Annotated in this window: 11 protein-coding genes; 5 read left to right on the top strand and 6 right to left on the bottom strand. The window is 67.9% G+C overall.

The features are described 5' to 3' along the window. Window positions 1-128: 128 nt before the first annotated feature. Together murU and WI26_RS13085 are read right to left on the bottom strand one after the other, a co-directional pair. Window positions 129-851, bottom strand: a complete 723-nt coding sequence (murU, locus tag WI26_RS13090) for an N-acetylmuramate alpha-1-phosphate uridylyltransferase MurU (RefSeq protein ID WP_059465754.1) — start codon at window positions 849-851, stop codon at window positions 129-131. Between the two features lie 22 nt (window positions 852-873). Then, the gene (locus WI26_RS13085; RefSeq protein WP_069226133.1) at window positions 874-1,923 is read right to left on the bottom strand and encodes an aminoglycoside phosphotransferase family protein; all 1,050 of its coding nucleotides are present in this window, start codon (window positions 1,921-1,923) and stop codon (window positions 874-876) included. 223 nt (window positions 1,924-2,146) lie between these two features. Here WI26_RS13085 and WI26_RS13080 point away from each other — a divergent pair, with 223 nt between their 5' ends. From WI26_RS13080 to rsmA, 4 genes are read left to right on the top strand one after another with little or no spacing between them, the layout of a single operon-like run. Continuing rightward, a complete protein-coding gene (locus WI26_RS13080; RefSeq protein ID WP_069226132.1) occupies window positions 2,147-4,507 on the top strand; it encodes an LPS-assembly protein LptD in 2,361 nt (786 codons plus the stop codon). Window positions 4,508-4,558: 51 nt separating this feature from the next. Further along, window positions 4,559-5,917 (top strand): peptidylprolyl isomerase, encoded by a 1,359-nt coding sequence (locus WI26_RS13075; RefSeq protein WP_059465751.1) that lies wholly within the window; start codon window positions 4,559-4,561, stop codon window positions 5,915-5,917. An 11-nt stretch (window positions 5,918-5,928) separates the two neighbouring features. Then, window positions 5,929-6,918: a 4-hydroxythreonine-4-phosphate dehydrogenase PdxA gene (pdxA, locus tag WI26_RS13070; protein WP_060322250.1), complete on the top strand. Its 990-nt coding sequence runs from the start codon at window positions 5,929-5,931 to the stop codon at window positions 6,916-6,918. A 53-nt stretch (window positions 6,919-6,971) separates the two neighbouring features. Then, a complete protein-coding gene (gene rsmA, locus WI26_RS13065; RefSeq protein ID WP_069226131.1) occupies window positions 6,972-7,802 on the top strand; it encodes a 16S rRNA (adenine(1518)-N(6)/adenine(1519)-N(6))-dimethyltransferase RsmA in 831 nt (276 codons plus the stop codon). Between the two features lie 119 nt (window positions 7,803-7,921). Here rsmA and WI26_RS13060 read toward each other — a convergent pair whose 3' ends face one another. Further along, the gene (locus WI26_RS13060; RefSeq protein ID WP_059465748.1) at window positions 7,922-8,857 is read right to left on the bottom strand and encodes a DMT family transporter; all 936 of its coding nucleotides are present in this window, start codon (window positions 8,855-8,857) and stop codon (window positions 7,922-7,924) included. 360 nt (window positions 8,858-9,217) lie between these two features. Between WI26_RS13060 and gloA the strand changes: the two genes are divergently transcribed. Beyond that, window positions 9,218-9,607, top strand: coding sequence for a lactoylglutathione lyase (gene gloA / locus WI26_RS13055; RefSeq protein WP_059447847.1), 390 nt, complete (start codon window positions 9,218-9,220; stop codon window positions 9,605-9,607). Between the two features lie 108 nt (window positions 9,608-9,715). Here gloA and WI26_RS13050 read toward each other — a convergent pair whose 3' ends face one another. The 3 genes from WI26_RS13050 to gmhB are packed head-to-tail and all read right to left on the bottom strand — an operon-like array spanning window position 9,716 to window position 12,042. Further along, window positions 9,716-10,624: a M48 family metallopeptidase gene (locus WI26_RS13050; protein WP_069226420.1), complete on the bottom strand. Its 909-nt coding sequence runs from the start codon at window positions 10,622-10,624 to the stop codon at window positions 9,716-9,718. A gap of 46 nt (window positions 10,625-10,670) precedes the next feature. Next, the gene (locus WI26_RS13045; RefSeq protein WP_069226130.1) at window positions 10,671-11,435 is read right to left on the bottom strand and encodes a lysophospholipid acyltransferase family protein; all 765 of its coding nucleotides are present in this window, start codon (window positions 11,433-11,435) and stop codon (window positions 10,671-10,673) included. Between the two features lie 43 nt (window positions 11,436-11,478). Beyond that, window positions 11,479-12,042, bottom strand: a complete 564-nt coding sequence (gene gmhB, locus WI26_RS13040) for a D-glycero-beta-D-manno-heptose 1,7-bisphosphate 7-phosphatase (RefSeq protein ID WP_059465747.1) — start codon at window positions 12,040-12,042, stop codon at window positions 11,479-11,481. Between the last annotated feature and the right edge of the window lies 1 nt (window position 12,043).

Genomic DNA, 12,043 nt, shown 5'->3' with positions numbered 1-12,043 from the left:
CGGCCGGGTGATCGGGCGCTGCGGGCGCGGCTTTGATTCAGCGATGGCTTGCCGCCGACCGACCGGGCCGTCATCGCGCTTTCGGGCCGTCGCGCCGCCGGATGGCCCCGCGGCCCGCCGCGAAAGGATCAGCGTGCGGCGGCGCGCAGCCGTGCGTCGAGCTCGCCGAGCTGCGCCGGCGTGCCGACGTTTTCCCAGATGCCTTCATACAACTCGCCGCTCGCGCGACCGGCCTCGATGGTCGCCTTGAAGTACGGCGTCAACGGCCGGTGCGTGCCGGGCACGATGTCGCGGAACATCCGCGTGTCGTATACGCCGATGCTGCCGAACGTGACGCGCGGGGCGCCGGCGAGCGCCAGCCGGCCGTCGTCGCAGAGCACGAAATCGCCGTCCGGATGGAACGGCGGGTTCGGCACCATCACGAGATGCATCGCGGGCGCGTCGAGCGCGGCCATGCGCGCGGCGCGCGCAGCAAGCGTCCGGTAGTCGAATGCGCTGTACACGTCTCCCGCGACCGCCGCGAACACCGTCGGCCGGCCGTCGCGCTCGAGCAGCGGCAGCGCCTGCGCGATACCGCCGGCGGTTTCCAGCGCGTCGCCTTCGGCCGAATACGCGAGCCGCACACCCCAGCGCGAGCCGTCGCCGAGCGTCGCCTCGAGCTGTTCGCCGAGCCACGCGTGGTTGATCACGATCGTTTCGATGCCCGCGCGCGCGAGCGCCTCGATCTGCCAGACGATCAGCGGCTTGCCGCCGGCTTCGAGCAGCGGCTTCGGGCGGGTGTCGGTCAACGGGCGCATCCGTTCGCCGCGCCCGGCGGCGAAGATCATCGCCGTGGTCAGGGTAGTGCTCATGTTCGGCTGAATGTGAAGGCGGTCAGAACGTATAGCCGACATCGGCCGGGCTCTTGCCCTCGAGCTCGTCGAGCAGCTTCGCGAACGGCACGAGCGGGCGGTAGCGCAGCGCGACCTTGCGCGCATAGGCGAGGAAGCGCGGCAGGTCGTTCAGGTAGTGCGGCTTGCCGTCGCGGTAGTTGATGCGCGCGAACAGCCCGAGGATCTTGATGTGGCGCTGCAGTCCCATCCACTCGAGCTGGCGGTAGAACTCGCCGAAGTCCGGATCGACCGGCAGGCCGGCCTTCTTCGCCTTTTCCCAGTAGTACGCGAAGCAGTCGAGCTCGAACTCCTCGTCCCAGCTGATGAACGCGTCGCGCAGCAGCGACACGACGTCGTACGTGAGCGGCCCGTACACGGCGTCCTGGAAGTCGAGCACGCCGGGATTCGGCTCGCAGACCATCAGGTTGCGCGGCATGAAATCGCGCAGCATGAAGCCCTGCGGCTGCGCATGGGCGCTCGCGATCAGCAGCGCGAAGGTGCGCTCGAGCGTGCCGCGCATCGCGTCGGTGACGGGCTTGCCGAGGTGCCGGCCGACGAACCATTCGGGGAGCAGCTCCATCTCGCGGCGCAGGAATGCCTCGTCGAACGGCGGCAGCACGTCGGGTTTCGAACTCAGCTGGAAGCGGATCAGCGCGTCGAGCGCGTCGCGCATCAACGGGCGCGCCGCGATCGGGTCGGCCGGATCGAGCACCGAGATGTACGACGTGCGGCCGAGGTCGGTCACGAGCATGAAGCCCGCGTCGAAATCGTGGGCCAGCACGTCCGGCACGTGGTCGCCGGCCGTGGCGAGCAACTGGGCGACCTGAACGAATTCGCGACATTTCTCGGGAGGCGGCGCGTCGACCGCGATCAGCGAGCCGCCGGGGCTCGTGGCCGACGCGACCCGGAAATAGCGGCGGAAACTGGCGTCCGACGACGCGGGCGCGAGGGTCGACAGGTCGAGGGCGAAACGCTCGGCGAGCGGGCGCAGCCACGCGGTCAGTGCGTCGAGGCGGGCGTCGGGCTGGGATGCGGCGGATGGGGATGTCATGAAACTCGGCGGAGGGGGGAACGTCTTGCCATATAATACCCCACGACTTTTTTGACGCGCCCCGCGTCAGCGCCCGCCGTGCAGGCCCGCCGCCTGTCGCGCCGTCCGCCCGATCGCCCTCCCGGTTTGCGCTCAGCCGCAGTCGCGGTGCGACGGCGCGGCCCGCCGCGCGCGAATGTGCCGTGCAGGTGCGGTTGACAAGGGGCGATTCGCCAAACGATAGATGCCGCCCAAACCGCTATTCCCGAATGTCTTCCCCGGTGACGGGGCGCCGCGCAAACGGCGGCTCGCGCTCGCGCTCCTGGCCGTGCCCGGCCTCGTGCCGGCCGTGTCGCACGCGCAGCTGTCGGGCGCGGCCGCGCAGCCGCAGCCGCTCGACTCGCCGTGGGACCTGCGTCTCGCCCCGCAGCTCGAGGATCATCCGCTGAAGGACGGCGCGAAGCCGGCCACCTTCGTGATTGCCGACCATACGAGCGGCACGGCCGATCAGGACCTCGCCGCGAAGGGTTCGGCCGAGCTGCGTCGCGGCGACGCGGTCGTGAAGGCCGACGCGATCCACTACGATCAGGATACCGACATGGCCGATGCGTACGGCCAGGTCAAGGTGATCAACGGCGGCACGTCGTTCGCGGGCCCCGACGCGCATCTGAAGGTCGAGGCGAACCAGGGCTTCATGACGGCGCCGAAGTACCACTTCAACGTGACGGGTGGCTCGGGCAGCGCGGAGCGCGTCGACCTGCTCGACAGCGAGCGCTCGGTGTTCGTCAACGGCACCTACACCGCGTGCCAGTGCGCGACGAATCCCGCGTGGTACATCAAGGGCAGCCGTTTCGACTTCGACACGGGTGCCGACGAAGGCACCGCGCGCAACGGCGTGCTGTTCTTCCAGGGCGTGCCGATCTTCGCGAGCCCGTGGATGACGTTCCCGCTGTCGGGCGAGCGGCGCAGCGGCCTGTTGCCGCCGACGTTCTCGATGAACTCGAACAACGGGTTCGAGCTGACGCTGCCGTACTACTTCAACATCGCGCCGAACCGCGACCTGACGATCACGCCGCGCATCATTTCGCGCCGCGGCGTGCAGACCGAAGCGACGTTCCGCTATCTGTCGCCGACGTATTCGGGCACGTTTACGGCAAATTACCTGCCGGACGACCGGCTCGCGCACCGCGACCGCTACGCGATCTACTGGCAGCACCAGCAGAACTTCGGCGGCGGTTTCGGCGGCTACGTCTACTTCAACAAGGTTTCGGACAATACGTATCCCGAAGACCTTGGGTCGATGAACCAGTTCATCAACGGGACGCAGACGCTGTACCAGCAGGAAGCCGGCCTGACGTACAACAAGGGCCCGTGGTCGGTGCTCGCGCGCTACCAGCACTGGCAGACGCTGCCGCCGTCGATCGCGCCGTACAGCCGCGAGCCGCAGTTGAACGTGAAGTACACGAAGTACAACGTCGGCGGCTTCGACTTCGGCGCGGAAGCCGACTATTCGCGGTTCCGCATCACGACCGCCGATGCGACCGAAGGCGACCGCATCGTCTTCAACCCGTACATCGCGTACGGCGTGTACGGCCCCGGCTACTTCGTCGTGCCGAAGGTCCAGTATCACTTCGCGTCGTACGACTTGAACCACCTGTCGTCGAGCACCCCGAACAACCCGAAGCGCTTCACCGAGTCGATCCCGACCGTGAGCTTCGATTCGGGCCTGATCTTCGATCGCTCGGTGCGCCTGTTCGGCCAGGACTTCATCCAGACCCTCGAGCCGCGCCTGTACTACGTGTACACGCCGTATCGCGACCAGTCGAACGCGCCGCTGTTCGACACGGCGGAATCGGACTTCGGCCTCGCGGAGATCTACCAGCCGAACACGTTCGTCGGCAACGACCGGATCGCGGATGCGAACCGGATCACGGCCGGCCTGACGTCGCGCTTCATCGATCCCCGCACGGGCGACGAACGCGCGCGTTTCGTGGTCGCACAGCAGTACTATTTCGCCGACCAGCGCGTCACGCTGAACTCCGGCCAGAGCGCCGTGCTGGCGCGCCACTCGGACCTGATCGTCGGCGCCGCGCTGAAGCTCGGCTCCGGTTTCATGTCGGAGACGGCGTTTCAGTACAACCAGAACAACAACCAGCTCGTGAAATCGAGCATCGGTTTCGGATTCAGTCCGGGCGAGCGCCGCGTGATCAACGTCGGCTACCGCTATACGCGTGCGAACACGACGCTCGACAACCAGCCGATCAACCAGTTCCTGGTGTCCGCGCAATGGCCGCTCACGCGCCGCCTGTATGCGATCGGCCGCTTCAACTACGACCTGGCCGCCGACCGGATCGTCGACGGTCTGCTCGGCTTACAATACGACGCGGATTGCTGGGCGCTCGGGGTCGGTGTCCAGCGGTACGCGAACGGCGTGAACACGTCGGGACAGCAGAACTCGTCGACGCGATTCATGATGCAGTTGACGTTGAAGGGGCTGTCGAGCGTCGACAACGGCCTCGTGGCCGCGTTCCGCGCCGGGGTGCCGGGCTACACGCCGCTGCCGTCCGCGCCGCCGCCGATGTCCCGCTTCAGCAACTACGAGTAACGCCGGCTTGTCTGCACCGGTCAGCACGATTTCAATGGAGTTCCAGTGGCAATGAAGAAAACCCTTCGTTTCGCGGCAGTCGTGTCCAGCCTCGCCGCCGCCGCCGCGCTGCTCGCCGCCGCGCCGGCCTCGGCGCAGGCGCTCGGTTCGCAAGGCGCGCAGCTCGCCGACGAAGTCGTCGCGGTCGTCAACAACGACGTGATCACGGGCCGCGAACTCGACCAGCGCGTCGGCCTGATCTCGCGCCGGCTGCAGCAGCAGAACGCACCCGTGCCGCCGGCCGACCAGCTGCGCGCGCAGGTGCTGAACCAGATGGTGCTCGAGCGTATCCAGGTGCAGAAGGCCAAGGACGACGGGATCCGCGTCGACGACGCGACCGTGCAGTCCACGCTGCAGCGCCTCGCGCAGGCGAACGGGATGACGCTCGACCAGTATCGCGCGCGGATCGTCGCGCAAGGCGTGCCCTGGAGCGTGTTCACGAGCGACGCGCGTACCGAGCTGATGCTGTCGAAGCTGCGCGAGCGCGAGGTCGACGGCAAGATCACCGTATCGGACGCAGAGGTCGCGAACTACATCGCGAGCCAGCGCGGGCCGAACGCATCGCAGCAGCAGGACCTGCGCTTCCAGCACATCTTCATCAAGGCGCCGACCAACGCGCCGCAGGCCGACATCGAAGCCGCACAGAAGAAGGCTGAAGCGCTGCTGCAGCAGGCCACGTCGGGCGCCGATTTCGAGAAGCTCGCGAAGAACAATTCGGAAGCAAACGACGCGAAGAAGGGCGGCGACCTCGGCTTCAAGGCGCCGGGCGCGCTGCCGGCCGACGTCGTCGACGCGGCATCGAAGTTGCGCCCGGGCCAGGTCAACCCGACGCTGATCCGCGTGCCGGACGGCTTCGAGATCGTGCGTCTCGTCGACCGCCGCCAGAGCCAGGGCGCGACCGCCGCGGCACCGAAGATCGTGCAGACGCACGTGCGCCACATCCTGTTGCGTGTCGGCGAAGGCAAGTCGGAAGGCCAGGCCCGCCAGCAGCTGCAGGACATCCGCCGTCAGGTCGAGGCGGGCGGCGATTTCGCGAAGTTCGCGCGCACTTACTCGCAGGACGGTTCGGCGTCGCAGGGCGGTGATCTCGGCTGGATCAGCCCGGGCGAGACCGTGCCGGAATTCGAGCGCGCGATGAACAATCTGCAGGACGGCCAGATCAGCCAGCCGATTCGTACCGAGTACGGCTACCACCTGATCCAGGTGATGGAGCGCCGCGAGGCGGAAGGCTCGGTGCAGCAGCAGATGGATATCGCGCGCCAGGCGATCGGCCAGCGCAAGGCCGAGCAGGCGTACGCCGACTGGCTGCGCGAACTGCGCGATTCTTCGTACGTGCAGTACAAGATCGGCGGCGTCGGCCCGGCGAACTGAGCGAGCTTCACATGACGGCATCCGCGCTGCAGATCGCGATCACGACCGGCGAACCCGCGGGTGTCGGCCCGGAACTGACCGTGCAGGCGTTGCAGGATGCCGCACGCCGCTGGCCGGGCGCGCATTTCACCGTGCTCGGCGACGCCGCGCTGCTCGACGCGCGCGCGGCGGCCGTCGGTGCCGACCGAGCGGTGCTCGCCGGCGGCGGACCGGTGTCGGTCGAGCATCATCCGCTCGCCGTGCCCGCGCAGGCCGGCAAGCTCGACGCGGCCAACGGCCGCTACGTGCTCGCGCTGCTCGATGCCGCGATCGACGGCGCGATGGCCGGCCGGTTCGACGCGATCGTCACCGCACCGCTGCAGAAGAGCACGATCAACGATGCCGGCGTGCCGTTTACCGGCCATACCGAATACCTCGCGGAACGCACGCACACGCCGCGCGTCGTGATGATGCTGGCGGGCACGGGCGAGCGGCCGCTGCGCGTGGCGCTCGCGACCACGCACCTGCCGCTGAAGGACGTGTCGGCCGCGCTGACGATCGACGGTCTCGTCGAAACGCTGGCGATCGTCGATCGCGACCTGCGGCGCGACTTCGGCCTCGCGGCGCCGCGCATCCTCGTGACGGGGCTGAACCCGCACGCGGGCGAGAACGGCTATCTCGGGCGCGAGGAGATCGACGTGATCTCGCCGGCGCTCGCGCGCGCGCAAGCGCAGGGCATCGATGCGCGCGGCCCGTATCCGGCCGACACGCTGTTCCAGCCGCGCTATCTCGAGGATGCCGATTGCGTGCTCGCGATGTTCCATGATCAGGGCTTGCCCGTGCTGAAGTATGCGACCTTCGGCGAGGGCATCAACGTCACGCTCGGGCTGCCGATCATTCGCACGTCGGTCGATCACGGCACCGCACTGGATTTGGCCGGCACGGGCCGCGCGGATCCGGGCAGCATGGTCGCCGCGCTCGACACTGCCGTCACGATGGCGCGCCATCGCCGCGCGGCCTGACGGGCGGGCCCGGGCCTGACCTCATTCGTCGTATTTTTCGTTTTTCTCAGTCGATGTCGAACAGCAGACAGCACCAAGGCCACTTCGCGCGCAAGCGCTTCGGGCAGAACTTCCTCGTCGATCACGGCGTGATCGACTCGATCGTCGCGACGATCGGCCCCGCGCGCGGCCAGCGAATGGTCGAGATCGGCCCCGGCCTCGGCGCGCTGACCGAGCCGCTGATCGCGCGTCTCGCGACGCCCGAGTCGCCGCTGCATGCGGTCGAGCTCGACCGCGACCTGATCGGGCGCCTGCAGCAGCGCTTCGGCGCACTGCTGGAGCTGCACGCGGGCGACGCGCTCGCGTTCGACTTCGGCTCGCTCGCGGCGCCCGGCGACAAGCCGTCGCTGCGCATCGTCGGCAACCTGCCGTACAACATTTCCAGCCCGCTGCTGTTTCATCTGATGACGTTCGCCGACGTGGTCATCGACCAGCATTTCATGCTGCAGAACGAAGTCGTCGAACGGATGGTCGCGGAGCCGGGTACGAAGGCGTTCTCGCGACTGTCGGTGATGCTGCAGTACCGCTACGTGATGGACAAGATGCTCGACGTGCCGCCGGAGTCGTTCCAGCCGCCGCCGAAGGTCGATTCGGCGATCGTCCGGATGATTCCTTACGAGCCGCACGAACTGCCGGACGTGGATCCCGTGCTGCTCGGCGAAGTGGTCACGGCGGCGTTCTCGCAGCGTCGGAAGATGCTGCGCAACACGCTTGGCGATTACCGCGAGACGATCGATTTCGACGGGCTCGGCTTCGACCTCGCGCGACGCGCGGAGGATGTGAGCGTGGCTGAATATGTCGGCGTCGCGCAGGCGCTTGCGAAGGTGCGCAAGGCCGCGGAGTAACCGGACCACGCGGGCAACGCGTGTGGCGCCCGCCGGCTCGGGATTCATGAGGCTGCCCCGACGGGCAGCCTTTTTGCTTTTCGGCGTTCTCGTCGAAGCCGGAGCGCGGCCGGGCGAAGTTACGCGCGCCCGCGCGGCGGCGCGTTGACGAGCGCGATTCCGGTCAGCACCAGCGCGGCCGCGGACATGAAGCGCCAGCCGACCGATTCGCCGAGCAGCAGCACGCCGAACGCGACGCCGAACAATGGCGACAGGAACGTGAACACCGACAGCCGCGACGCGCTGTAGCGCGTCAGCAACCAGAACCACGACAGATAGCTGACGAACGCGACGATCACCGACTGGTACGCGAGGCTCGCGAGCGCGATCGGCGTGACCTGCGCGAACGACATCTGGCCGAGCAGCGCGGCGAGCGCGATCAGCACGACGGCCGACACCGCGAGCTGGTAGAACAGCGTCTTGCTCGCGCTGGCCCGCGCGAGCGACGTCGAGCGCACGACGACCGTCGTCGCGGCCCACATCGCGCCGCCGAGGATGCCCAGCGCGTCGCCGGCGAGCCCGGCCAATACCGATGCGCCGGGCGCGCGCGGCTTGAGGAAGCCGTCCGCGAACGCGAGCGCGATGCCGGCGAACGCGAGCCCGACGCCGGCCCACTGGACCCGCTGCAGCCGCTCGCCCGGCGCGAACAGGTGCAGGCCGAGCGCCGTGAAGCACGGTGCCGTGTACAGGAAGATCGCCATGTGCGACGCGCTCGTCAGCGTCAGCCCGAAGAACACGCAGATGAACTCGCCGGCGAACAGCGCACCGGCCGCGATGCCCGCGCCGAGCGTGCCGTCCGCGCGGAACAGCGGCGTGCCGCGCGAGCGCGCCCAGCCCCACAGCAGGAGCGCCGCGATCACCGAGCGCAGCCCGGCCTGAAACATCGGCGGGATCGCCGCGTTCGTGCTCTTGATCGCGACCTGCTGGAAGCCCCAGATCGCGCACAGCAGCAGCATCACGCCGATGGCGCGCGTGTCGAGTGCGCGGCGCGCGGGCGTGCCGGCGAGCGCGGTCATCGGCGGACCTCCCCGATGCTGCGGCAAGGGGGCAGGGGCGTGGGCAGCGGCGGACGGATGTCGCGTCCGGCGCGCTCGATTCGGCGGTTTCGCACGGCAGGCTGTGTGGCTGAATGAGGGGGTGGTCGCGTTCAAGCGGCGGACAGCATGCCCGCTTTTGGTGCGAGGTGGAAGGATGTTACCCGATCGGTGGACTTGCCGGGGGGCCGTCGGACACCGTGATGACCGCCGCCGCACGGGCGGCGGGTTCGCCGTGCAGATGCCCGGTACCGGCCGGCGGCGGACGGGGCGCCGCCGGCGGGATTCACCCGACTCCGGTAGAATTTCCGCTTCTGGAAAGTCCCCACAGGAGTACAACACATGCGTTTGCTGCATACGATGCTGCGAGTCGGCGATCTCGACCGATCGATCAAGTTCTACACTGAATTGCTCGGCATGAAGCTGCTGCGTCGCGAGGATTATCCGGAAGGCAAGTTCACGCTCGCATTCGTCGGCTACGAAGCGGAAAGCACGGGCACCGTGATCGAGCTCACCCATAACTGGGATACGCCGTCCTACGATCTCGGCAACGGTTTCGGCCATCTGGCGCTGGAAGTCGACGACGCGTACGCGGCCTGCGACCGGATCAAGGCGCAAGGCGGCAAGGTGACCCGCGAAGCGGGCCCGATGAAGCACGGCACGACCGTGATCGCATTCGTCGAGGATCCGGACGGCTACAAGATCGAGTTCATCCAGAAGAAGGCGCACTGAGCGCGCGATGAGCGGCGCGCGACGCACGATGGGCGTGGCGAGCAACGAAAACGGGCGATGCGGAGGAATCCGCATCGCCCGTTCGTATTTTCGGTGCGACCGATCGCGTTACAGCGCCGGCAGCAGCTCGGGCGGGTGATGCTTGAGCGTGTGACGCGCTTCGCGGAATTCCGGGAAGATCGATTCGACGGTCTGCCAGAAGGCCGGGCTGTGGTTCATTTCACGCAGGTGCGACAGTTCGTGCGCGACGACGTAGTCGATGATCGACATCGGGAAGTGGATCAGCCGCCAGTTCAGCCGGATCTTGCCGTCGCTCGAGCAACTGCCCCAGCGCGTCGCGGCCGACGACAGCGCGACCATCGAATACGTGACGCCGAGCTTTTCCGCGTAGACGACGAGGCGTTCGCCGAAGATCCGTTTCGCTTCGCCCTGCAGCCAGCCCTGCACGCGGTCCTTGATCTGCTGCGTGTCGGCTTGCGCGGGCAACGGCAGCGACAGCCGCTGCGCATCGGCGTCGAATGTGAGCGCACCGGCGCCGAGCGCGATCGTGATCGTCTTGCCAAGATAAGGAAGTTGCGCGCCGTCGCGCCAGTCGATCTGCGGCAGCGCGCGCTGCTCGGTACGGGTCTTCCATTCCGCGAGCTTCGCGAAGATCCAGCGCTGCTTCTCGGCGATGGCGGCTTCGATGTCGGCGAGCGTGACCCAGCGCGGTGCGGTGATCGACAGCCCGCTGCCGTCGATCGTGAATCCGATCGTGCGGCGCGCGGAGCGCTTCAGCCGATATTCGAGCACACGGCTGTCGATTGCAAGTGTGCGGATGCGGGAGCGATCGGGCGCGGGGCCAGGATCGAGCGGCGCGGTGGGCATCGCGGGCGCCACAGCCGCTTCAGGCGGCGAGGGTGGTGCGGCGGGGGCCGACGGCGCCGGCGACGCGGCCGGCCCGTCGAAGAGCGGCAGGTCCATCTGGCGATGATCGAGGGCCACGACGGCAGGCCGTGGCCGCGGACGCTTTTTCATCAGTTCGCTTCGTTTCGTCGTTCGCAACGGCTGCAATCCGGATGATTCAGACGCGCGCGGCATCGCGCGTGCCGGCGTTGCCCGGCTGGCGATAGGCATCGGGGTCGATGCGGCGCATTTCCGCTTCGATCCATGCTTCGACCTGCGAGTTCAATACGTCGGGCGTCTTGCCGTCGACGGGGATCGGCTTGCCGATCGACACGGTGACGACGCCCGGGAATTTCGTGAACGAATTGCGCGGCCACACGTGACCTGCATTGTGCGCGATCGGCACGACCGGCGTGCCGGTTTCGATCGCGAAGCGCGCGCCGCCCGTCTTGTACTTGCCCTGCTTGCCGACCGGCGTGCGCGTGCCTTCCGGAAACATGATCATCCAGGCGCCTTCGGACAGGCGCTTCTTGCCCTGGCGGATCACCGACGCGAACGCGTTCTTGCCTTCCTTGCGGTTGATGTTGACCATGTGCAGCAGCCCGAGCGCCCAGCCGAAGAACGGCACGTAGAGCAGTTCGCGCTTGAACACGTAGCAGAGCGGCTTCGGCATCAGCGCCGGAAACGCGAGCGTCTCCCACGCGGACTGGTGCTTCGACAGCAGCACGGCCGGGCCGTCGGGCAGGTTTTCCATCCCTTCGATGCGGTAGCGGATGCCGTTCAGCCAGCGCACGACCCACAGCGTCGACTTGCACCAGCCGGCCGCCATCCAGTAGCGCGCGTCAGGACGCATGAACGGGAACGCGATGAAGCACGCGGTGGCGTAAGGCACCGTGTACACGATGAAGTAGATCAGCAGCAGCAGGGAGCGGACGAAGCGCATCGGCGTGGGTCTGACAGTAGGGAGGATGCGCGCGGCGGCCGCATCACTCGTGTTCGTGTGAAAGGAAGTCGAGCGCGAATGCGCGCAGGTCGTCGTGAACCTTCGTGCCGGCCGGCAGATTGCCCGCGGCGAGCGTCTTCTTGCCCTTGCCGGTCAGCACGAGGTGCGGCTGGAAGCCGACCGCGACGCCGGCCTGCAGGTCGCGCAGGGAATCGCCGACGGCCGGCGTGTGACCGGGGTCGACCTCGAAGCGCTCCGCGATCATCTGCATCATGCCGGGTTTCGGCTTGCGGCAGTCGCAGTGGTCTTCCGACACGTGCGGGCAGAAGAACACCGCGTCGATGCGTGCGCCGACGGCGGCCGCCGCGCGATGCATCTTCAGGTGCATCGCGTTGAGCGCGGCCATGTCGAACAGCCCGCGGCCGATGCCGGACTGGTTGGTCGCGACGACCACGCGATAGCCCGCGTGGTTGAGTCGTGCGATCGCCTCGAGGCTGCCGGGCAGCGCGATCCACTCGTCGGGCGTCTTGATGAACGCGTCCGAATCGACGTTGATCACGCCGTCCCGGTCGAGGACGACGAGCTTGCGATTGGGGCTGGTCGGCATC

Origin of the sequence: Burkholderia diffusa (assembly GCF_001718315.1) — a bacterium.
Classification (GTDB): Bacteria; Pseudomonadota; Gammaproteobacteria; order Burkholderiales; family Burkholderiaceae; genus Burkholderia; species Burkholderia diffusa_B.
Note: the sequence above shows the minus strand (reverse complement) of the source record. Positions and strands in the feature narration are given on the sequence as shown.